This is a genomic window from Mucilaginibacter mallensis (assembly GCF_900105165.1).
Taxonomy (GTDB): domain Bacteria; phylum Bacteroidota; class Bacteroidia; order Sphingobacteriales; family Sphingobacteriaceae; genus Mucilaginibacter; species Mucilaginibacter mallensis.
Window position 1 is genome coordinate 1,756,819 of the sequence record NZ_LT629740.1, and the last position, 23,487, is coordinate 1,780,305.

At 40.5% G+C, this 23,487-nt stretch carries 13 protein-coding genes; 11 read left to right on the forward strand and 2 right to left on the reverse strand.

The genetic code is table 11. From position 1 onward, the window contains the following. The 11 genes from BLU33_RS07140 to BLU33_RS07195 all read left to right on the forward strand — a co-directional run bounded on the left by BLU33_RS07140 (position 1) and on the right by BLU33_RS07195 (position 18,874). Positions 1-1,401, forward strand: a complete 1,401-nt coding sequence (locus BLU33_RS07140) for an alpha-amylase family glycosyl hydrolase (RefSeq protein WP_091370739.1) — start codon at positions 1-3, stop codon at positions 1,399-1,401. A gap of 971 nt (positions 1,402-2,372) precedes the next feature. Beyond that, positions 2,373-5,495, forward strand: coding sequence for a SusC/RagA family TonB-linked outer membrane protein (locus BLU33_RS07150; RefSeq protein WP_091370744.1), 3,123 nt, complete (start codon positions 2,373-2,375; stop codon positions 5,493-5,495). Between the two features lie 27 nt (positions 5,496-5,522). Further along, entirely contained in the window at positions 5,523-7,040 is a 1,518-nt protein-coding gene (locus BLU33_RS07155; RefSeq protein ID WP_091370745.1) for a RagB/SusD family nutrient uptake outer membrane protein, read from the forward strand. A gap of 64 nt (positions 7,041-7,104) precedes the next feature. Further along, positions 7,105-7,959 (forward strand): glycoside hydrolase family 16 protein, encoded by an 855-nt coding sequence (locus BLU33_RS07160; protein ID WP_232009411.1) that lies wholly within the window; start codon positions 7,105-7,107, stop codon positions 7,957-7,959. 38 nt (positions 7,960-7,997) lie between these two features. Further along, on the forward strand, positions 7,998-9,467 hold the full coding sequence (locus BLU33_RS07165; RefSeq protein ID WP_091370747.1) for a glycoside hydrolase family 30 protein: 1,470 nt from the start codon (positions 7,998-8,000) through the stop codon (positions 9,465-9,467). Positions 9,468-9,615: 148 nt separating this feature from the next. Then, the gene (locus BLU33_RS07170; RefSeq protein WP_232009412.1) at positions 9,616-11,661 is read left to right on the forward strand and encodes a glycoside hydrolase family 3 C-terminal domain-containing protein; all 2,046 of its coding nucleotides are present in this window, start codon (positions 9,616-9,618) and stop codon (positions 11,659-11,661) included. 53 nt (positions 11,662-11,714) lie between these two features. Next, on the forward strand, positions 11,715-13,163 hold the full coding sequence (locus BLU33_RS07175; RefSeq protein ID WP_091370751.1) for a glycoside hydrolase family 30 protein: 1,449 nt from the start codon (positions 11,715-11,717) through the stop codon (positions 13,161-13,163). Between the two features lie 67 nt (positions 13,164-13,230). Further along, positions 13,231-14,481, forward strand: coding sequence for a multiheme c-type cytochrome (locus BLU33_RS07180; protein ID WP_091370753.1), 1,251 nt, complete (start codon positions 13,231-13,233; stop codon positions 14,479-14,481). A gap of 42 nt (positions 14,482-14,523) precedes the next feature. Then, complete coding sequence (locus BLU33_RS07185; protein ID WP_091380287.1) at positions 14,524-15,756, forward strand: glycoside hydrolase family 5 protein; 1,233 nt, start codon at positions 14,524-14,526, stop codon at positions 15,754-15,756. A gap of 121 nt (positions 15,757-15,877) precedes the next feature. Further along, positions 15,878-17,779: a 7TMR-DISM family protein gene (locus BLU33_RS07190; protein ID WP_091370755.1), complete on the forward strand. Its 1,902-nt coding sequence runs from the start codon at positions 15,878-15,880 to the stop codon at positions 17,777-17,779. A 474-nt stretch (positions 17,780-18,253) separates the two neighbouring features. Continuing rightward, positions 18,254-18,874 (forward strand): dihydrofolate reductase family protein, encoded by a 621-nt coding sequence (locus BLU33_RS07195; RefSeq protein WP_091370757.1) that lies wholly within the window; start codon positions 18,254-18,256, stop codon positions 18,872-18,874. A 202-nt stretch (positions 18,875-19,076) separates the two neighbouring features. On the opposite strand, the gene BLU33_RS07200 is transcribed toward BLU33_RS07195, so the two are convergent. Continuing rightward, positions 19,077-20,159 carry a serine hydrolase domain-containing protein gene (locus BLU33_RS07200; protein WP_091370758.1) on the reverse strand — a complete coding sequence of 361 codons (1,083 nt, stop codon included), beginning with the start codon at positions 20,157-20,159 and terminating at the stop codon, positions 19,077-19,079. Between the two features lie 64 nt (positions 20,160-20,223). After that, a complete protein-coding gene (locus tag BLU33_RS07205; protein WP_091370760.1) occupies positions 20,224-23,361 on the reverse strand; it encodes an AsmA family protein in 3,138 nt (1,045 codons plus the stop codon). Positions 23,362-23,487: the final 126 nt, after the last annotated feature.

A 23,487-nucleotide genomic window follows, 5' to 3' on the forward strand; every position in this document is an offset into this window, starting at 1 on the left:
ATGAAATTAAGTAAAAAACTAAAAATGAACGGTTTAATATTACCTGCTTTGCTATTGTGCTTTGCCTGCAGCAAATCAAACAGCGGCCCAACAACAGTTACTAAAACAACAACAACTAAAGATAGTATCTATAAAGATCCGGCACAATATGGTACGCCTTATGCTGGTGTACCCGCTACCAAGGACATTGTAATGTACGAGGTGAATACCCAAACCTATACGCCGGCTACCTTTCAGGGTGTGCAGGTCAGGCTTGATTCTATTAAGGCGCTTGGTGTTAATGTTATATGGTTAATGCCTACCTATCCGGTTGGTGTGCTTAAAAGTATTAATTCGCCTTATTGTATTAAAGATTACAATGGGGTTAATTCAAATTTCGGCACATTGGCCGATCTGCGCAACCTGGTTGCAGCGGCGCATGGCCTGGGCATGGCTGTAATACTGGATTGGGTGGCTAATGATACCTCATGGGATAATGTATGGATCTCCAACAAATCATGGTATCAGCAGGATGCTAACGGCAATATAATTTATCCCCCGGGAACAAATTATACCGATGTAGCTGCCTTGAATTTTAATAGCACGGCTATGCGTACCGCTATGATACGCGCAATGAAATACTGGGTGTTTACCGCTAATATTGACGGTTACCGTTGTGATTTTGCCGATAATATTCCATCAGATTTCTGGGTTCAGGCGCTTGATACCTTAAATACTATAAAAACCCACAAATTGATCTATTTAGCCGAAGGTACAACCAGCGCCGAAATCAGCGCGGGCTTCCAGATGGATTACGCGTTTAGCTATTATAGTACCTTAAAAGGCGTATTTGCGAATACACAGGCACCAAGTGCATTGTTTACCACCAATACCGCTGAGATCAACTCTATACCATCAACAGGTACAAAATTACGGTATATCACTAACCACGACGATGCTTCATCAGATGGCAGTACTATTACCGAGTATAACGGCAAACAAGGCGCTTTAGCAGCGTTTGTTTTAGCTGCCTATATGAATGGTGTACCGCTGATATATGATAGCCAGGAGGTAGGTTATCCTAATCCGATCAGCATTTTTACCAATGTACCGGTTGATTATACTGCAAACCCGGATATGGTAACTGCCTACAAGCAAATTCTGGCTTTCCGCACAGCGCATGAAGCTGTAAAAACCGGTGCATTAACACAGTATAACGATGCTAATATTATCGCTTTTGAGAAAACATCAGGAACGGATGATGTACTGATACTGGTGAACGCCAAAAACAGCGCACAAACCTTTAATATACCTGCCGGGTTGCAAAATACCACATGGACTAATGGTTTAACCAATGCAAGTGTTACTTTATCAACACAATATAGTTTTGCAGCCTATGGCTACCTGGTACTGAAAAAGTAAATGTTTAAAGCCTGTAAGGCTTATTGATGATGAACGCTGTTTTTGTCTCAAATATATAACAGGGTTAATAGAGAGTTCATGATCTTTTGGTTTTGATTATGGACAATGAATGTAAAGCGATCAGTTGAAAACTGGTCGCTTTTTTTGTGGTGTTTATGGTTGGTTTGACTGACTTAACGAGCCCCTTTATTGCTCCGTTCATCAGTGCAAAATTGTTTGAATCAGGATGAATAGGGGACTAGACTGTTAATGTTTTGAACCACTTAATACTGCCAAATAATACCTGTTTATACACTGAAAATCTCCTCAATTATGAGCAAAATATTTCTAATAACTTATGCAATCGAACCGCAAAAAGTACAATTATGATCGAATAGACTCTAAAACACTGAAAATTGACCAAAATGCTTCATTTTGAAGCATTTTAACTTGTTATTAAACAGAATAACTTTAAGTCGCTAATAGTCAAATGCTATAACAATTTAGCTGATTCAAGCAATCAAAAAACTGTTAAAATGACGGTATTTGGCCGTTTTTGGCGCTATTTCCCCTATAAATGCCGCATTTACGCTATATCCCTCTAAAAACAGAAAAAAAAGACATTCTGGAACGAACCGTATCAATTTTTTTTGATTAAACGACCAAATAAAGCTTTTGTGCTGATTATCAAGCCTAATTTGATTTATAGTCTTGTGATTGAAGCGTTTCAAAAATGATATAAATGCCTAAAAATCAATCATTTATGTAAAAATAAATTTGCTTTTATATTTCAAACTTTCATATGTTTGGTGCACCAATTACAAGGAAACCTAAAAACTCCCTGTAGTAACTTATTATTTACATAAATTAAACTCATAGCTATGGATTGTCCATTCTACTTAACTGCCTACGGTTAGTTGCCGGTAGTTCTTTAAAAAGGAACATTAAACTTTTAAACACTTATCAAAAACCAACTATTAATTTTTTTATTCATGAGAAAAACAATTACATTTTTATTTATCCTCCTGTTATCGGGCATGTCATTTGCCTTTGCGCAGAACATTACCGTAAAAGGTACGGTAAGCGACAAAACAGGAGCACCTTTGCCAGGGGTTACAGTAAAATTAAAGGGAACCCAGGAAGGCACAGTTACTGATGCTAACGGTGGTTACTCAATAAAATCTCCTTCAAATGGCACATTAAGTTTTTCATTTATTGGCTACGATCCAAAAGATGTAGCCATTGACGGCCGTTATACACTTAATACAAGCCTGGCTGATGCCACAACCGGCCTTAATGAGGTGGTGGTTATTGGTTACGGTACGCAAAAGAAGGCAACCGTTACCGGTGCAATTTCAAGTGTTGGTGCCGCTGATTTAAAAGACCAGCAAATTACACGTGTTGACGATGCCCTTGAAGGCCGCGCGGCAGGTGTTTTGGTTACGCAAAGTTCAGGCTCACCTGGTGCTGCACCTAATATAATTATTCGTGGTCAAAACTCTTTAACTAATAGCAGCCCGCTGTATGTTGTTGATGGTCAGATCTGGGATAATGGTGGTTATGACGCTATCAACCCTAATGATATCGAATCAATACAAGTGTTGAAAGATGCGTCAGCAGCCATTTACGGTTCACGTTCATCAAACGGTGTTATATTGATCACTACCAAAAAAGGAAAAGCAGGCGAACCAAAGATCACTTATGATTTTTATTATGGTACGCAATCAGTTACTAAAAAACTTGATCTTCCAAACGCAACTCAATATGCGCAGTTAAGGAACGAAGCCGTTACCAATGATGGTGGCACGGCGCCATTTGCTAATCCATCTCAATTTGGTACCGGTACCAACTGGCAAAATGAGATTTTTGGTCATGCCCCTATCATGCAAAATAACCTTTCGGTTAGCGGCGGTACCGATAAAGCAACTTACTATGCTTCATTAGGCTACCTTGATCAAAAAGGTATAGTAATGCCGAATAACTCTGATTACAAAAGATTTAACTTAAGATTGAATAGTACTTTTAAGCCTAAAAAATATCTTACTTTCGGTGAGAACTTTAACTATGCTTATACCCGCAGTACTACTTTCTTCAATACAAACAGCGTATTCGGTGGTCCGTTAGCAGATGCTATAAACCTTGATCCGATTACACCTGTAACGGTTAGTGATATCAATGCGCAGCCCAATGCCGCCATTTATAATACTAACTCGGCTTTTCTTTTAAGAAATGCTCAGGGTTTACCTTACGGTATTTCTAACTATGTAGGTCAGGAAATTGTTAATCCATTGGCACAGGCACAATTGCAAAATGGTAACTATAACTGGTCACATAACTTGTTTGGTGATGTGTTCTTATCAATTGAGCCAATCAAAGGCCTTTCTATTAAAACTGAAATTGCCGGTAAACAAGCATTTTATGGTACTGAGCAATTTACGCCGCTATATTACTTAAACTCAAGTACAAGCAGCCTTGTAAATAACTCTCAAAACCGCCAGATGAACCAGGGCCTTGAATGGAACTGGGATAATACTGCCACCTATACTCGTTCAATAGGTAAGCACAACTTTACAATTTTAGGAGGTACAAGTGCAGAGCAAGAAAGCGGTTACGGTTCTTCAGTAACTTACCAGGGCGAGCCTATTAGTTCATACCAGGATGCTTCTTTCAATTTTCCTTTAGCACAAGCTAACCGTTTAGGCAGCGCTAATGATAATCAGCCTGTAACATTAGCTTCCCTTTTCGGTCGTGTAACTTATGATTATGATGGAAAATATCTTTTCCAGGGTATGATCAGGCGTGATGGCTCATCAAAATTTGGTGAAAATCATGTTTACGGTACATTCCCTTCAGCATCAATCGGCTGGGTAGCTTCTAAAGAAGATTGGTTTCCAAAAAATACATTTGTTGATTTGTTGAAATTCCGTGCATCTTATGGTGTATTAGGTAACGAATTAGCCTTAGGAACATTTCAGTATTCACCAATTATAAGTGGTATTGGCAGTTATGTATTTGGTTCTAATGGTGGCCAGGTATTATACACAGGTTACGGCCCGCAAACACTTGCCAATCCTAACCTTGAATGGGAAAAGGATAAATCTACAGATCTGGCATTGGATGCGACATTATTTCATGATTTAACCGTGACCATTGATGTTTACAAAAAAGTATCTGACGGTCTATTAATGCAGGTGCCGCTTCCGGCTTATGCGGGTGTTGCTAACCCTCCATTTTCAAATGCTGGTGGTATCACCAACAAGGGTATTGAGTTACAGTTAGGCTACAATAAAAAAGTAGGTGATTTTAACCTGACTTTTGGTGGTAACATAGCATACAACCATAATGAAGTTACCAGCATTAGCATTCTTCCATTCATTAATGAAGGTAGCTGGCAAGGTGGTAACCCATCACAAATACAACGTTTAGCAGTTGGCCAGCCATTTGATGAGTTTTACGGATACAAAGTGGTAGGTATATTCCAATCACAAGCTGATGTTAACAATTATAAAGATTCTCAGGGCAATGTTTTCCAGCCTAATGCAAAACCAGGTGATTTAAAATATGCTAACCTTGGTGGCCCGGGTACAATCGGTCCCAAAGATCGTACCTACTTAGGTAACCCGCAACCAAGCTGGACATACGGCTTTTCATTCAGCGCAAACTACAAACAGTTTGACATGAGCTTATTTGGCCAGGGTGTTTGGGGAAACAAAGTATTCCAGGAATATCGTCGTTTGGATATAAACACTGCTAATTACCCAATTTCAGCATTAGATGCCTGGACTCCAACTAATACTAATACCAGCATTCCAAGATTGACAGATGCCGATCCGAATGGTAATCATACAAGTCCGTCCAGCTACTTTTTACAAAGTGGTGCTTATCTGCGCTTAAAATCGTTGCAATTCGGATACACTTTGCCAAAATCGTTAAATAGCAAGCTGGATATCACTAAATTACGTATATACGTTGCTGCCGATAATTTATTCACTATAACAAAGTATAATGGCTTCGATCCAGAGTTTGCAGGTGGCGATAAAAACACCGTAGGGGTTGATCAGGGTGTATATCCAACTGCCCGTACATTCAGGGTTGGTGTAGATGTTACTTTATAACTATTGAATCATTAAAAATATTATATTATGAAAAAAAATTATATCAAGTATACAACGGTTTTTTTGCTGGGGATGGGCGTATTTGCATCCTGCAAAAAATCCTTCCTGCAGGTGAATCCCAAAGGGGAGTTCGCGGCGTCAAATTATTACCAAACACCTGACCAGGCCTTCGCCGGTTTGGCAGCAGCTTACGATCCGTTAACTACTGAAACAGGTGGTTTGGATGGAACGTATACCGATGTGCTAGGTCCGTTAAATTCAGCATCTGATGATTGTTATGCAGGTGGTGGTGGTCCAAACGATACAAACGACTGGCAATTATGGAACAATTACCAATTGAATTCGGCAGCCGGACCGCAACAAGGTTTTTGGCCAATTAACTTCCTGGGCGTAAGCCGTGCAAACACAATTTTGGCTGAAGTAGGTGGTGTACCGGGATTAAGCGATGATCTTAAGAAAAGATACACTGCCGAAGCGCAATTCTTACGTGCACATTATTACTTTGATCTGGAAAGATTATTTAAAAATGTACCCTTAATATTAAAACCACTTGCACAAGCTGACATTTACAATCAGCTACAAGCCAAACCAGCTGATGTTTATGCGCAAATTGAAGCTGATTTAACAGCTGCTATCCCTAACTTGCCTGCAACTGTTGTTGCAAGCGAACAAGGCCGTGTTACACAAGGCGCTGCTATTGCTTTGTTAGGTAAGGTATATTTATACGAGAAAAAATGGGCTCAGGCAGCAACTGAATTTGCAATTGTTAATGGCACACCAGGCGGCACAACCCCAGTTTATGGTTACCACTTAGTGGCTAATTTCGGTTCAATTTTCAGCCCTAATAATAAATTTAACAGCGAAGCGATATTTGAAATAACCCGTACAGCTACACAGGCTTACACCTGGAATAACTGGAATACCTTTAAAGGCAATGTATATGTACAAATGGTAGGCCCACGTAACTTTGGCGATGCCACTTATGCAGGCGGATGGGGCTTTAACCCCGTTACCAAGCTATTACATGATGCGCTGAAAGGTGACCCGAGATATGGTTATACAGTTTTGGATATGGATAGCCTTGTAGCTGTTGAAAAATCATCTTACCAGGCAAGCTATCAAAACACAGGTTACTTTCTGTTAAAATACGCGCCATTAACCAAGTACAAGGCAACTCAGGGCCAGGTAGAGTTAAACTATCCTAATGATTATATTGAGATACGTTTGGCTGATACTTACCTGATGGAAGCTGAAGCATTGGTAATGGGCAGTGGTGGATCTGCGCGCGCGCAAGCATTGCTTGATGCTGTTCGTGCAAGGGTTGGGTTAGCATCAGTACCGGTAAGTATGACAACCATTAAAAATGAGCGCCGTTTAGAGCTGGCAACAGAAGGACATCGCTGGTTTGACCTTGTAAGATGGGGTGATGCTCCAACTGTACTATCATTCAAAGGTTTCCAGGCTGGTAAAAATGAACTTTTACCTATCCCGCTTACGGACCTTAGCGCAACCAAACTGGTTCAGAACCCAGGTTACGCAAATTAACTATTGTAAAATATTTATAAAGCTGCCGGGTAATACCGGCAGCTTTTATAAGAAACCAATACGTATGAAATATAATATTAATGTATGGTTAATGGGAGTGATGTGTGCCGCTTTGCTGGCATCGTGTGGTGGAAAAAGTAACGATGCAAAACCATATGTTTATATACCCCAGGCACCGGTTGATAGTAACTGGACATTTGGTACTACACCTGTATGGTCGGATGAATTTACCAATACAGGTACCCCCGATACAACCAAATGGAAATATGACCTGGGCGGCGGCGGTTGGGGAAATGCCGAGCTTGAAGACTATACCGATTCATTAGGTAACGTAAGTGTAGGTAATGGTGTGTTAACCATTACAGCAAAAAAACAGTATTTGGGTGGCGAAAGTTATACATCAACAAGGATAGTTTCAAAAGGCTCAATAACTTATGGCCGTATTGAAGTGAAAGCAATGCTTCCTTCAGGAAAAGGCACCTGGCCCGCTATATGGATGCTGCCTGATGATTATAAATATGGCCCATGGCCAAACTCCGGCGAGGTTGATATTATGGAAATGGTTGGGTACGATCCTAACAACGTGCATTTTAGCGCACACAATGAAACCTATTTCGCTGGTAATGCCAAAACCAGTACCATGAACATTCCAACTGCTTCAACAGCATACCATTTATATCGTGAAGACTGGACACCATATGCCATTAGAGGGTATTATGATAATCAATTGGTTTTCTCTTATGTTAATGACGGGAAAGGTTCACCCACCTGGCCATATGATCAAAAATTTCACCTTTTAATGAATATTGCCGTAGGCGGATCCTGGGGTGGTATTGATGGGGTAGATGATACCGCTTTCCCAACCTCAATGAAAATTGACTATGTGCATTTTTTCGCCATGGGAGCTCCTGCTAAATAATTTAAGTGAACGAGATAGTGAAAAAGAAAATAATACTCATGAAAATCATACGAATTCCGGTTACCACAATAATACTGGTTGGCTTAACACTTACGCTGCAAAGCTGTAGTAAAAAAACAGTTACAGGCGGCGGTAGTACAGTAACCCCTCCACCTGTAAACCCGGGAACACCGGTTAAAACCGATGTTAAAATGTGGTTAACCACTCAGGATAAAACGCAATTGCTTGATAAGCAAAATATTAGTTTGCTATTTACCAGCGTTGCAAATTCAAATACAACTATTAATGTTGATACAACAACTACTTATCAAACTATTGATGGTTTTGGTTTTGCGCTTACCGGCGGCAGCGCCCAGGTAATAAACAGCCTAAGCTCAACAGTAAACAGTTCAATAATAAACGAACTTTTCTCAACCGATAGCACCAGCATCGGCATAAGCTATATACGCTTAACCATAGGTGCATCAGACATGAGCGCCTCCCCATTTACTTATGATGACGTGGCAAGCGGCTCAACAGATGTTAACCTGCAACAGTTTAGTATCGATATGGAAAAAGCCGATCTGATACCTACTTTAAAAAAGATAATTGCTATAAATCCTAATATAAAGATCCTTGCATGCCCATGGAGCGCACCTGCATGGATGAAAACCAATAACAGCCTTTCAGGTGGTAGTCTGCTGCCGCAGTATTACAGCACTTACGCTAACTATTTTGTGAAATACATACAGGCAATGGCTGCCCAGGGAATAACTATTGATGCCATTACCCCTCAGAATGAACCCTTAAACCCTTCAAACAATCCGGCTATGGTTATGCAGGATACTGCAGAAGCCAAATTTATCGGCAGCTATTTAGGTCCGGCTTTACAGGCGGCAAGTATAACAACCAAAATAATCTGCTACGATCATAACTGTGATCGCCCGGATTACCCTATTTACGTTTTAAATGATCAAACTGCAAATAAGTATGTAGATGGCTCGGCCTTTCACTTATATTTAGGTGATATTTCAGCGCTTACACCGGTACACACTGCGTTTCCTAATAAAAATATTTACTTTACCGAGCAAGCCACCTTTGGCACAGGCTCATTCAGCGGTGATCTTTCATGGCATGTAAATAACCTCATAGTTGGTGCTATCCGTAACTGGAGCCGCAACGTAATAGAGTGGAACCTGGCTTCCGATCCAAACTATGGCCCACATACCAATGGTGGCTGTACCAGTTGCCAGGGTGCCATAACAGTAAATAACAACACATCGGTATCACGTAATGTTTCTTATTACATTGTTGCTCACGCATCAAAATTTGTAAGGCCGGGTGCAGTACGTATAGCATCTGATGCTTCAACCACTTTACCAAACGTAGCTTTTAAAAATACCGATGGCACCAAGGTGCTTATCGTGTTAAACAATACTAACGGTTCACAAACATTCAACATTAAATTCAACTCAAAAACAGTAACCAGTACTTTGAACTACGGCGCCGTAGCAACATATGTGTGGTAATTTAAAATCTATATCCTAAATGAATACTAAACTGAAATTCCCCTTATTTTGCTACATAATCTGTTCTGTTTCAATTTTTTCTGCAAAAGCGCAGTCTGCTTATACTGATGCGCAAATAGCTTTCAAAAGTGATAGTCTTATTAAATTAATGACCCTTGAAGAAAAGGTGAACATGATACACGCCAGTTCATCATTTACTTCAGGCGGTGTGCCGCGTTTAGGTATCCCCGAGATGGTAACTTCTGATGGCCCTCATGGCGTGCGCCTTGAGCATGGCAGGGGATGGAACGCTCAAAAAGGCGTATTAGATTCCGGAACCTATTTGCCAACAGGTATATGCCTGGCTTCAACATGGAATCCAGCATTAGGTTTCGCTTTTGGTTCAGTTTTAGGCAGCGAAGCAAATTTCAGGGGCAAGGATGTGATCCTGGGCCCGGGTATAAATATCATGCGTTCACCATTGAACGGCCGCAACTTTGAATACCTGAGCGAAGACCCTTACCTGGTATCAAAAATGGTAGTTGGTTATATAAAAGGCGTACAGGCTCAGGGTATATCGGCCTGTGTAAAACACTTCGCCGGTAATAACCAGGAAACCAACCGCGGCTCAATTGATGTGCAAATGAGCGAGCGTGCCTTGCGGGAGATTTATCTGCCCGGTTTTAAAGCTGCTATACAAGAGGGTGGCGTTTATACCTTAATGGGCTCATACAATAAATTCAGGGGCCAGTGGGCTACACAAAATAACTATCTGATAAACCAGATCCTGAAAAAAGAATGGGGTTTTAAAGGTGCGGTGATCAGCGACTGGGGTGCTGTACACAGCACTGCACAAGCTATGTGGAATGGTACCGACCTTGAAATGGGTACTGATCTGGACATGGGCCCGCATCCAAACTATGGTAAATTCTTTTTGGGCGATACTGTTGTTACACTGGTTAAAACAGGTAAAATGCCGGTAAGCCTTGTTGATGACAAAGTTAGGCGCTTGCTATACGTAATGTACAAAACCAATATGCTTGGCGGCGGCAAACGCATGAAAGGCGAATACAATACTGCCGCTCACCAGGCAACCGCGCAAAAAGTTGCTGAAGAGGGTATCGTATTGCTAAAAAACGAAGACAAGATTTTACCGCTAAAATCAGATATTAAATCAATTGCTGTAATAGGTTATAATGCCGACCGGAAACAAGCAATGGGCGGTGGAAGCTCGCAGATCAAGGCATTTTTTGAAGTAACTCCATTACAGGGCTTACAGAATATCGCAGGTAAAAAAGTTAAGATCACTTATACCAAAGGCTATAACATTGCAAGGGGCGCAGGTGCCGATGCGGATATGATAAAGCAAGCGGTGCAAGCTGCTTCAAAGGCTGATGTTGCTGTAATAGTAGGCGGGTGGACACATGGTTACGATTATAATGTATGGTCGGACAATGCTTATGATACCGAAGGTTTTGATAAAACAGACATGCAAATGCCTTTTGGTCAAAATGAATTGATAAAAGCTGTTTTAGCGGCAAACCCTCGTACAGTAGTTGTGCTGATGGGCGGCGGCCCGATGGATGTAACCCAATGGGTTGGTGATGCTAAAGGCGTTATACAGGCATGGTACCCGGGTATGGAAGGTGGCAACGCATTGGCTAAGATCATTTTTGGCCAGGTGAACCCATCAGGTAAATTACCGGTTAGCTTCCCTAAAAAACTGGAAGATGCGCCTGCAATTAAATTAGGCCAGTATCCTGGCGATGGCGTTACCGTTAACTACTTTGATGATATTTATGTAGGCTACCGCTATTTTGATACTTACAAAGTTGAGCCGCAGTTTGCCTTTGGTTATGGCTTATCGTACACCACATTTAAGTACAGCGATCTGCATGTACAAACAGGTGATAAAACGGCTACAGTTACTTTCAAAATAAAAAATACAGGAGCAGTAGCCGGGGCAGAAGTAGCACAGCTATATGTTAAACAGGAGAAACTGAATCTGCCAAGGCCTGAAAAGGAATTAAAGGGTTTTGACAAAGTGTACCTACAGGCAGGCGAAGAAAAAACAGTTACGCTTACCTTAAACGAGGATGCTTTTAAATATTTCAACGATGTTAAAAATCAATGGGAAATGGATCCGGGAGTATTTGATTTTATTGTTGGCAGTTCATCAAGAGATATCAGGCTAACAGGAACAGGAACTTTATAATCGGCACAAACACTAAAACACAGGATTGCAATCAAAACCAGTATAAATTGGAAATGAAAAAAACTTTATCACTAATACTATTAAGTGCGTGCCCCTTTTTGTTAAAAGCGCAAAGCACAGTTCATAAAACAGTTAAGACATATGCTGCTACAGGTAAATCGGTAGCGGTATATACTACTGCCGAAAATACAGATTACCGTATAACACGTACGGCAACCTTAGCTTTTAAATCGCACCCGCAGCCTGTTGAAACGGAGGCCTGTATTTTTGTGGATCCTGCGAAAACATTCCAGACTGTTTTAGGTGTAGGTGGTGCTTTAACTGATGCTTCAGCCGAGACATTCTACAAATTGCCTGCCGATAAGCAAAAAGAAATACTGAATGCCTATTACAATACCGAAACAGGTATTGGCTATACGCTGGCACGCACCAATATCCAAAGCTGCGATTTTTCAAGCGATACCTACAGCTATGTGGCTGATAATGATGCTTCTTTAAAAACATTCGATATCGGTCATGATAAAAAATACCGTATTCCGTTTATCAAATCGGCTATTGCCGCAGCAGGTGGTAAATTAACCCTGTTTGCATCACCATGGAGCCCACCGGCATGGATGAAAACAAATAACGACATGATGCATGGCGGTAAATTAAAACCTGAATTTGATCAGGCATGGGCCAACTTCTACATTAAGTTTATAAAAGCTTATGAAAAGGAAGGGATACCTGTATGGGGCCTTTCGATACAAAATGAACCAATGGCTAACCAAAAATGGGAGTCATGTATTTATACTGCCGAAGATGAGCGCGATTTTATAAAAAATTATTTAGGCCCAACCCTACATAACAATGGGATGGCTGATAAAAAACTGATCATATGGGATCATAACCGCGATTTGATATATCAACGTGCAAGTACTATATATGAAGATCCGGAAGCAGCAAAATACGTTTGGGGTACTGGTTTTCACTGGTATGTGCGCGATGTGTTTGATAACGTGAAACTGGTTAATGAAGCTTTCCCTACAAAAAATCTGATGTTTACCGAAGGCTGCAGTGAACGCTTCGACCTGAGCAGGATAGATGACTGGAGATGGGGCGAGGTATACGGAAAATCAATGGTTAATGACTTTAACAACGGCATTGTGGGCTGGACAGACTGGAACATTTTGCTTGATGAGCAGGGCGGCCCTAACCACGTAGGTAATTTTTGCTATGCGCCAATACATGCCAACGTACAAACAGGCAAGCTTACTTACATGAATTCGTACTATTACATAGGCCATTTCTCAAAGTTTGTACGCCCTGGTGCTAAGCGTATTATCAGTTCATCAAACAGAGATCAATTATTAACTACAGCTTTTGTTAATAAAGATAAAAAGCTTGTTGTAATTGTATTAAATTTGACGGAAGAAACGCTGCCGTATAACCTTTGGATAAAAGGAATGGCAGCTAATACAACCAGTTTACCGCATTCAATTACAACGCTTATTGTTCAATAACATACACGTGAGCAGGTCGCAAAGCCTGCTCATGATAATATGTTGCTGATGCTTATTAATGATACTGATGAAAAGTAAGAGGAATTTATTTTTAGTATTAGTTTTTTTTGTTCCGCTTGTTGTTATTTTTTCGCAATGTCTTACTTCAAATACCACAAAGCCTGATCCGCGGGGAGAAATTTTCGCTGGTTCAAAAACCTGTATACAATGTCATAAGGATGTGTATGATAACTATCTGCATACCGCGCATTTTTCGGCTACCAGTCTGTCATCCGACAGCACGGTACATGGCAGTTTTGATCACGGCAGCAACGAGTATGTTTTTAATAAGGACCTGAAAGTTGTTATGGAAAAACGCAGCGATGGCATGTATCAGGTTGCCTATTTTAAAGGTAAACAAATAAGATCTGAGCGTTTTGATATTACCTTTGGCAGTGTAAAGGCCGAAAGCTATTTATACTGGCATGGCAGTGAAATGTTCCAGTTACCTATATCGTATTTTAAAGCTTTAAACAGTTGGACAGATAGTCCCGGTTTTGATACTACCAATGTTGATTATACCCGCATGATAGGCACACGTTGTTTTGAGTGCCATAGCTCTTACATTAAAGCATTGCCAGATCAGGATCAAAGCCTTAACCGCACTATTGCTTATGATAAAAATTCGCTGGTTTTAGGTATTGATTGCGAACGTTGCCATGGGCCCGCCGCCAACCACGTTAACTATCATTTAGCTTATCCCGAAGAAAAAAAGGCTAAGTATATAGCCACCTATGTATCGTTAACACGTGCTCAAAAACTGGATATGTGCGCCGTTTGCCACTCTGGTAACAAGAGCCGTATAATAGGGCCCATATTTGCATTTAAGCCCGGTGATAACCTTGCCAGATTTAAAGAGCTGTCATACTACATGCCCCCGGTTGATTCAACCAAACTTGATGTGCATGGTAACCAGAACCAGTTATTGGCCAGCAGTAAATGCTTTATTAAAAGTAATATGGATTGCGCAACCTGCCACAATGTGCATAATAACGAAAGAGATCAGCTGGCCATGTATTCGCAAAAATGTATGAACTGCCATAAAACCGAGAATCATAATTTTTGTAAAATGGCTACAGCTATCGGCGGTATCATAAAAAGCAATTGCATTGATTGCCATATGCCGGCCCGGCCATCAAATGTAATTGCTGTACAAGCTGGCGATAAGGGCAGAACAGTACCTTATACAGTGCGTACACACCATATAGGTATTTATAGTGATGCAACGCAGGTAGTTATAAATTATCTGAAAAAATATAATAAGTTACAGGCAAATTAATTACAAAGTTTAAGATTAAATCCCCTTAAATATCACATGACCATGAAAAAGTGTTTGTTTATACTAATGACCGTTCTGGCTGTATTTCCGGTTATATCAAATGCGCAATCAGCAAAATTCATCTCTGTAAAAGGTAAAGAGATCATCGGGGCCGATGGTCAACCATTTTTAATGAAGGGCACCAATGTAGGTAACTGGCTTATACCCGAAGGCTATATGTTTAAATTTACCAAGATCAACTCACCAAAGCTCATTAACCAGGCTTTTATGGAGTTGATAGGCCCTGATGAAACTAAAATATTCTGGAAAAAATATCTGGACGCGTACATCACACAGGCTGATATTCATTTTATGAAAACCAGCGGTATGAATACCCTGCGCGTACCTTTTAGTTACCGCCTTTTTACCAATGAGGATTACCTGGGTGAAAATAATCCTAACCGTGGCTTTGAACTGCTCGATAAACTGATAGGCTGGTGTAAAGCCGAAGGCATATATGTTATTTTAGACATGCACAGCGCGCCGGGAGGCCAGACAGGCGATAATATTGATGATGGCTACGGATACCCATTCTTGTTCCAAAACGAAGGCAGCAGGCAGGAAACCATCCAAATATGGACAAGGATAGCCGATCACTATAAAAATGAAACCGCAATATTAGGCTATGATCTGCTGAATGAGCCCATCGCGCACTATTTCAAAAAAGAAGAATTAAACCCATACCTGGAACCTTTTTACAAAGAGTTAACCAAGGCGGTACGCACAGTAGATAAAAATCACCTGATCATTCTCGGTGGCGCGCAGTGGGACAGTAACATGCATATGTTCGGCCCTCCGTTTGATTCGAAGCTGGTTTATACTTTCCACAAATACTGGACGCCAACTACACAGGATGTAATACAGGAATATATCGATTTCAGGGATAAATACAATGTGCCGATCTATTGCGGCGAAACCGGTGAAAATAAGGATCCATGGGTAGGCGACTTCCGTAAACTGCTTGAAGCCAATAATATTGGCTGGACCTACTGGCCGTACAAAAAGATGGATAATGTAAGCGGTATTATCACCTTTAAAAGACCAATGGCTTACGATACCATTATAAACTATACCGAGAAACAGCGTATCAGCTTTGAGGATATTCGTAAAGCTGCCCCAACAAACCGCGCGCAGGTTAAACAGGCTTTATATGAAATGCTGGAGAATTGCAAGTTTGAAAATTGTACCCCCAATAATAGTTATATACAGGCTTTGGGTTTGGTAACAAATAAGTAATATTTACGTATAACTATACGTATATTAGTGTTAATAGTTATAATTGCGCTACTGCAATAAACCAATTATTTTTCCGGGCGAATGTTTGTATCTGGGTAGGGGCATAGTGTGATTTTTAAGTATGATAAAACGGTTACTGAAACTACTATTTGTTGGTGTTATAGTTTTGTGCGGCACAGCCATGCGGGCTTTTGCGCAAAAGGCAGTTACACTTAATGACACCAGCACACATCACCCATTTGCCTACGATGAGATCTTACACTTTGAGGATGCCAGCGGCAAATTAACTTTTGATCAGATCCGCAGCCCTGCAATTGCATCCAAATTTCTTATCAGTGGTTTATACCCAACAACACATGATGCGCATACCACTTATTGGTGCCGGATAACCATAAATCACAATAAGGCAACGCAAAATAACTGGCTGCTAGAGTTTTATGATCAAACTATTGATGATATAACGGTTTATTCGCCTAACGTGAATAATGGGTTTACCATATCCAGATTTGGCAGCAGTCACCCGTTTACTAACCGCTTGTATCAGCATAAAAACTTTAGCGTAAACATTGATAACGAACTGTATGGCGTGCATACTTATTATATCCGTATACGGTCGCATCAGCCATCAAATGTTATCGTAGTATTAAAGTCGGTTAACTGGTTTATCCATTACGCGCTTGATGAGTATTTCTTTTTCGGGGTTTTTTATGGCATGTTGCTGGTATTTGGCCTGTATAACCTGATGATGTTTTTTGCCATCAGGCAAATACAGTACTTGTATTACATTTTATATAACCTCAGCATAGGGATGTATGAAATGTGTACCGATGGTATTGCCTACCAGTATTTATGGCCAAACTCACCCGTATGGAACCAATATGCCTATGGTGTGGCCTTGTTTTTCGCCAGCGTTTTTGGGATGTTATTTACCAAAAGTTTATTATATGTAAAGGCAAAGGCGCCAACGCTTAACCGCTTAATATGGGTGGTTATAGCCCTGCGTACCATATTCTTTATTTTGTGTTTAACGGTAAATAACGCCTGGTTCAATTACCGGATAATAGAATTTATACCGCTGTTGCTGGCATGTTACACGGGTTATTATGTGCTGAATAAGGGTTACTGGCCTGCCCGTTTTTTTGTGGTGGGTTATAGCTTCCTGTTCCTGGGTTTTATTATCAAGATCCTTGAATCAAGGGCGTGGCTGGGTTTTGGTCCGTTAACACATTATAGCCTTAGTTTTTGTTTTATAATGGAGATGCTTTTCATCTCGTTCGCGATAGCTGAAAAAGTGCGGATCCTGAAAAAGAAAAAGGATTACGCGCAGCGCCGCATCATCAGGCAGATGAAGCAGAATGAAGAGCTGAAGGATAACCTGAACAAACACCTGGAAGAACAGGTGCGCGCGCGTACACATGAGCTGGTTGAAAAATCGCAGGTTATTGAGGAGCAGAATGAGGAACTAAAATCTGTTAATATACTGCTCAAGGAGCAGGCCGAAGAAATTTCACGCATAAACGTTTTGCTGGAGAATGATAACATTACCCTGCACACCAATATCGAAAAGGTTACGCATGATCGTGTGATGTCGGCAGCGGTGGATTTTGAGGAGTTCAGCAAGATCTACCCCGACCGAGAAACCTGCTTCAAATTCCTGTCCGACCTTAAGTGGGAGAAGGGCTATACCTGCCGTAAATGCGGCAACACACACTATGGTAACGGGCATTTGCCATACAGTCGCCGCTGCTCCAAATGTGGTTACGAGGAATCTGTAATTGCTTATACCATATTACAGAACACCCGTATACCTATCAATAAGGCATTTTACATGATATTTTTGATGTATTCCACCAAAGGGAAGATCTCATCACATAAATTATCAGAGATAGTAGCCATAAGGCAAAGCACCTGCTGGGCCTACAGCACCCGTATTAAAAAAATCATGGACGACAAGAAAAAGCAACTCAGCAACGCCGGTAGCAAGGGCTGGAGCATGCTGGTGATTGATGATTCGGAAGAATAGGTTTTTAGGAGAGTCAGGAATTTGCAGTTGCGTATAATCACCAAATTTAAAGGTGCTTTTAACTCCGATCAAGTCTTGTTAAAACAGATGTACCTGATCGTAAAAGAGATCAGTCGAAAATGGACGATGTCTATCCATAATTAGGGTATGGCTTTTTCTCAACTATATATTAAATTTGGTGACCGTATAACCTTACTTTGTCCTCAATCACCCCAAATATTGTCTTTTTTGACCATGATAATTTTGGTACCCGGTGTTTATGTTTGTTTTATCAAATATATTGCATTATGCCTAATTTAACTATCGCCGTTACGGCGGAAACAAATGACCCAATTGAAGAAGTTTGGACGTTATGGAACAATCCGGCAGATATTCTTAAAGAGGGATAAATAATTGATTTATATGTAATTGTATGGGTGTTAACAATCAAACCAACTAACAAAAATTAACTTTGAGAAACAATAAATAAAAATTATGAGCAAAATTATCTTTGATAGCGGAATATCACTTGATGGCTTTTTCGCAGGCGATAACAGGAGTCCGGATAACCCTATGGGCGGCGTTTCACCAAAAATCCACATGTGGATGTTTAAACAAAAAGCTTTTTGGAAACACATCAATATGGAAGGCGGTGAAGAATACGGTGCAGATAGTAAGTTAATTGATGATGTGTTTGCAAGAACAGGTTCTTACATTATGGGAAAGCGAATGTTTGAAGAAGGCGAAGTTCATTGGGAAGAAGATTTATACAAAACAGATGTTTATGTTCTGACACACGAAAAACGGGAACCCTGGGTTCAAAAAGGGACAACAACTTTTTATTTCATCAATGACGGAATACAAAGCGCATTAGAAAAAGCAAGACAATCAGCCAAAGGAAAGGATATAAGGATACAAGGTGGTGCGGATACTATTCAACAATTTCTCAATGCAGGGCTTGTAGACGAATTTTTCATTCACATTGCCCCTGTTTTTTTAGGAAGTGGTATCCGATTGTTTGACGGCATTGACAAAGACAAATATGATCTTCAGATTGTAGAGGTAATACCATCAGAGTTAACAACGCACTTAAGATACAAATTGATGAAAAAATAGGAACAACTGAATTGCGCTCGTCTATGACGAGTGCTTAAACTGGGTTAGCGTTTGTAACGCGACTGGCGATGCAATCGCCAAAACATATTAGGTATTGCCGCAATGGGGGGCTGACGGGGTTAATTGAACATTTGTGCTAAATTCGGCTGACGGTTTCTAAAACCCCTAAGCTGGCGCACGCGTGCCCCGTGTGCTTATAGTATTATTTGGTACCATTTAAATAAGCACCCAATACATCAAATCTCATCTTGTTTAACTCAGCAGTTTCAGTGTTTGATAATAATATGAGCGTTACCCCTTTATCCATCAGGTGTACCCAGTTTGATTCGTTACCGTAGCCCCCGCCTTGTCTTTCTGCAAAAATGGTATTTGTGGCGCCTATCTTTTTGGGGTACACCCAAAAACCAAATGCCACATCCCCAAGTTTAGGGTAGGAGGTAAGCATAACATCCACGGTCGATTTTTTAAGCAGGGTATGATTAAAAATAGCCTGATCAAATATCAAAAGGTCCTGCGCTGTAGAGTACATCGCCCCTGCAGAAAAGTGATTATCGATATAATGATAAGTCGGCATGATCAAAGAGTCTACGCTGCCGTCTTTATTGTTATACCCTTCATCCAGGTTCGCCACAATATCCTGATGGTGCCAGTAATTGGTATTAAGCATTTTAAGAGGCGTAAGTATTTTTTTACGCAAGACCACATCAAATGGCTCTTTATAAATTTTTTCAATTATTCTGCCCAATATGATATAATCGCCATTGCTATAATTGAATTTGGTGCCCGGTGTGTCTATTAATTTCTCAGAGCAATACCGGGTAATGAAGGTATCAACCGGCCACAAATTTTGGTCGTAAGCTTCGTGAATAAACTTAAGGTCCATTTCTTTTAAATAACGGCCACTGCTGTAAGTTAGCAAGTTCCTGATCGTAACTTTGTGCGCTGCTTCGCCTTTGTATCCCGGATAATAAGCAGAGATGGTTGAATCAAGGTTGATCCTGCCTTCTTCATACAGTTGCATAATAAGTACAGCCGTAAACGTTTTGGTTACGGAAAATATCTGAAATCTGATTTTATCCGAGAATGGGATATTATAATGCCGATTGGCTATACCGGTGTATTTTATATAATCTATTTTACCATTTCGGGCTATTAAAACAGCGCCATTAAAATTTCTTTTTCTAATACAGGAATCGACTACCTTATCAACCGGGTTTGTCTGGGCATTTGCAACGCTTGTTGCTAACACAAAATATAAAATAGAATAAAACAGCTTTAGCTTCATATTACGATGTTAACGGGAAATATCTTTTTTCTTGACTCCTGATTCTTATATCTTGATTCTCTTACTATTCCCCCGAATCATCTGTAGTAGAAGTAACCGTACCTTCCTTCTTACCGTTGCCCAATTTTACTATAGGTTTATCCTGTGTTCCGGTAATGTTCATCGGGATCCCTATTATGCCGAGCGGCGGTAGCCCCAGCCTGAATTTGATATCCATTTGCTTATCAAAGTTCACCTGTCCCTCAAACCTTGCCCTGAAGCCCGCCATGCGCAGTTTGGTGCGTTCAATAGTGATCACGTTATTGGCAATGGTGCTTTTAATATTTACCTGCGATACATCGGCATTGTTATTTACACTGTCTTTACTTGCAGCCTTGCCCATAGCGCCGAACAGCTTATAGCCATGTAGCTGTATCTTCTTGGCCGATAAGGTACCACCGCCTTTTAATGATGGGTATACCGGCTGCATATTGTTGTTCAGCTTGCCGCTTATTTGATAATCCAGTGAAACAAGGCCCTGCGCGTAGGCCGCAGTTGTAACCATATCGTGGAAAAGTTTGATGTGGTCATAAGCCTTCTTAATATCAAAGTCCTTAGCGTTTATGTGGTAATTAAAAAATGCCATCCGCGGACTGGTATTGGTATAGGTCGCGTCCATAGTTACCGGCGTGCCGATTATGGTAAACCCGGTACTTTTCAAGTCGATATTGCCATTGTTGATGCTCATTTGCCCTTTGGCATCAGTAAGCGTAAGGGTTTGGTATTTTATCTTCTTTACAGACGCGGTAAAATTCAGGTCCAGGTTTTTGGGAACCATTATTACGCCCGACGGCGCACTCTTAGGTTTAGGCGCATCAGGCGTGCCCGCGAAAACCATAAAATCATCAACCGTGATCAGGTCACTACTCAGGTTAAAGTCGCCTTTTAATACTGATCCCGGCTTAATAGCATAGTTTATCACATTTGATAACGCACCGTTTAGTACAAGCGTTGAGTTGCCATATTTAGCTGTAAAGGCATCAAAGTTCATTTTATCCTGGTTAAAGCTGAAAACGCCCTTGGTTATATAAAATGGCTTGGGGAACATTTCCGTTGTAAGCGATATATCCTTAACCTTAAGCGTCCCTGAATTACTCAATTTATCATAATGCCCTGTCACCGCGTCGCTTTGTTTGCCTTTGAGCGAGACATTAGCGGTAACCGCGCCATTTACATTATAGCCTTTTATAGCAAATACTTTGTAAATTCTGCCAATATTTATAGTGCCCTGCGAGTTAATATTATAATCCACATCTGCAAAATTATTCAGACTGGCCTTGAGGAAGAATGGCTCACCCTCAAACTCAAATGATATCGGCTTAATAAAGACTTTCATCCCGTTTAATGTACCTGTACGGTTAATAATAGTAGTGTTAACCTGTATATTGCTGATAGGGTGAGGGTAGTATTTGGTTTTTATAGAGCCATTCTTCATGCTGATGTTGGCCACCATAACCGGGAATTTCTTTTGGGCAGCGATGTAGTTCCCTTTTATCTGCATATTGGCATCCAGGTCGCCTTTAATATCAATTAAACTGTCGGTGGCCGGATAAAACTTTTTCAGGTCTGCAAAATGGAACTTGGTCTCTATTTTAGCATCCATCGGGAAGGTACCGGCATTACCTAATTTAAAATATCCTTTTATATAATTAGTTAGGGCTGTAGCGTACAGGTTGTCTACGCTCATGCTCAGGTGCTTATAGTTATGATCGGGGCAATCGGCCTTCATGTTAAAGCTGATGTTATTTATAGCCTCCGGCAGCGATGCATATTTAAAATAACCATCCTTAAATGACGATTGCATACTGAATTTAGGCACACTGGTGATCACCGTATCAATTACTTTCTTTCTGAGGCCTTTGCGTACAACAATACCTGTTGTATAACGCCCTTCGCTTAGTAAGTGCATAGTGTAGCGGCCCCTTACATCAAAAGCTTTTATGCCAAAGGCACGGTTCCATTTGCCGAGGTCTATCTCTGTATTTACCTTGGCATACACATATGGGCTTTTTACGCCTTTAACCCGTATTACCGAGCTGAAGTAATCTTTATCAATATTAAAATAGATAGAATCTACATTAACATACAGGCTATCCATATTTAAATGCGGCAGTTTGGTTTCCATGTTCAAATACAAATTACGCACTGGGGATGGTGTTTTTTTGTTGGATACATAACCGTTCCTCACCATTAAATTCATGCTGAAATCGGGCTTGATATTGTCTTTGGCGATGTATTTACCGGTTAACGCTATCTTTATATCACCAATGCCATTTACATCGGTTTTATCCAGCATTTTAAGATAAGCTGATGGCATAGCAGTGAAAATATCATTCAGGTTCGTTTCATGCGAATCGATCTTGAAATCCATATCATAACCATCTTTTATGAACGCGAAGCGCCCTTTAAACTGCACCGGCAACTGGTTTATCTTCAAATCATTTTTTTGAAATTCAAAAGCCAGGGATTTGGTGTTGATATTAGTCACCAGGTCGGCATTTACTTTTTTCGATAACACATAAGGCTCATTGCCATAATAAAAATCTATCGACCCAATATCCGTATGTGAATACAGCGTGAAAACATCCTTACTCAAATCCCCGCTGCCTGAATAATTGAAATTGCGGGCATTGATCTTTGTGGGGATAGACAGGTCATTATATATAAGATGACTATCCTCAATCAATATCTGGTCGATGCCTAATGATGCGCCGCTGGTATCTGATGAAGCGGTACTTGGTTGTGATGGTTTATAAATACTGTAGTTTGCCCTGCCTGCGCTATCAACCTGTATATTAATAAAGGCTTTGTTCAGGAATATTTTATCAATGTTGATCTTACTTCTAAATAGTGATGAAAGATCAATCCCCAGTGATAATTCCTTGGCTGCTATTAATGTATCCTTCTGAAATGGAGCGCTCCCTTCCAGGTTAACATCATACAAAGTAAGTGTTAACGCCGGGAACTTTTTAAAGAACGACAGGCTGGTGCCCGAAAAGGAGATATTGCCGTTTATGTTACCATTTATCCACCCTTTTATTTTGCTGGTTACCGTTTGCGGGAAAAGGTATGGCAGCAAAAACATAAGCAGTATAATACTGCCCAGTACAATGCCGCTTATTTTAAGCGTTTTTAACAGGACTTTTTTGATAGATGTTTTCATAAATTATGATAAAGTGCACAAACAATAGTTGCCAGGCTAATAACGAACTACACCGGTAAAATTAGCATAAATATACATTATGCTTCGTTATATAAGCAACAGTTCATTTTTTGATAAAAAAACATA

Bases quoted from the DNA above. Each gene is read 5' to 3' on its own strand.
- BLU33_RS07140 (WP_091370739.1), top strand. From the start codon at position 1: ATGAAATTAAGTAAAAAACTAAAAATGAACGGTTTAATATTACCTGCT.
- BLU33_RS07150 (WP_091370744.1), top strand. From the start codon at position 2,373: ATGAGAAAAACAATTACATTTTTATTTATCCTCCTGTTATCGGGCATG.
- BLU33_RS07155 (WP_091370745.1), top strand. From the start codon at position 5,523: ATGAAAAAAAATTATATCAAGTATACAACGGTTTTTTTGCTGGGGATG.
- BLU33_RS07160 (WP_232009411.1), top strand. From the start codon at position 7,105: ATGAAATATAATATTAATGTATGGTTAATGGGAGTGATGTGTGCCGCT.
- BLU33_RS07165 (WP_091370747.1), top strand. From the start codon at position 7,998: ATGAAAATCATACGAATTCCGGTTACCACAATAATACTGGTTGGCTTA.
- BLU33_RS07170 (WP_232009412.1), top strand. From the start codon at position 9,616: ATGACCCTTGAAGAAAAGGTGAACATGATACACGCCAGTTCATCATTT.
- BLU33_RS07175 (WP_091370751.1), top strand. From the start codon at position 11,715: ATGAAAAAAACTTTATCACTAATACTATTAAGTGCGTGCCCCTTTTTG.
- BLU33_RS07180 (WP_091370753.1), top strand. From the start codon at position 13,231: ATGAAAAGTAAGAGGAATTTATTTTTAGTATTAGTTTTTTTTGTTCCG.
- BLU33_RS07185 (WP_091380287.1), top strand. From the start codon at position 14,524: ATGAAAAAGTGTTTGTTTATACTAATGACCGTTCTGGCTGTATTTCCG.
- BLU33_RS07190 (WP_091370755.1), top strand. From the start codon at position 15,878: ATGATAAAACGGTTACTGAAACTACTATTTGTTGGTGTTATAGTTTTG.
- BLU33_RS07195 (WP_091370757.1), top strand. From the start codon at position 18,254: ATGAGCAAAATTATCTTTGATAGCGGAATATCACTTGATGGCTTTTTC.
- BLU33_RS07200 (WP_091370758.1), bottom strand. From the start codon at position 20,159: ATGAAGCTAAAGCTGTTTTATTCTATTTTATATTTTGTGTTAGCAACA.
- BLU33_RS07205 (WP_091370760.1), bottom strand. From the start codon at position 23,361: ATGAAAACATCTATCAAAAAAGTCCTGTTAAAAACGCTTAAAATAAGC.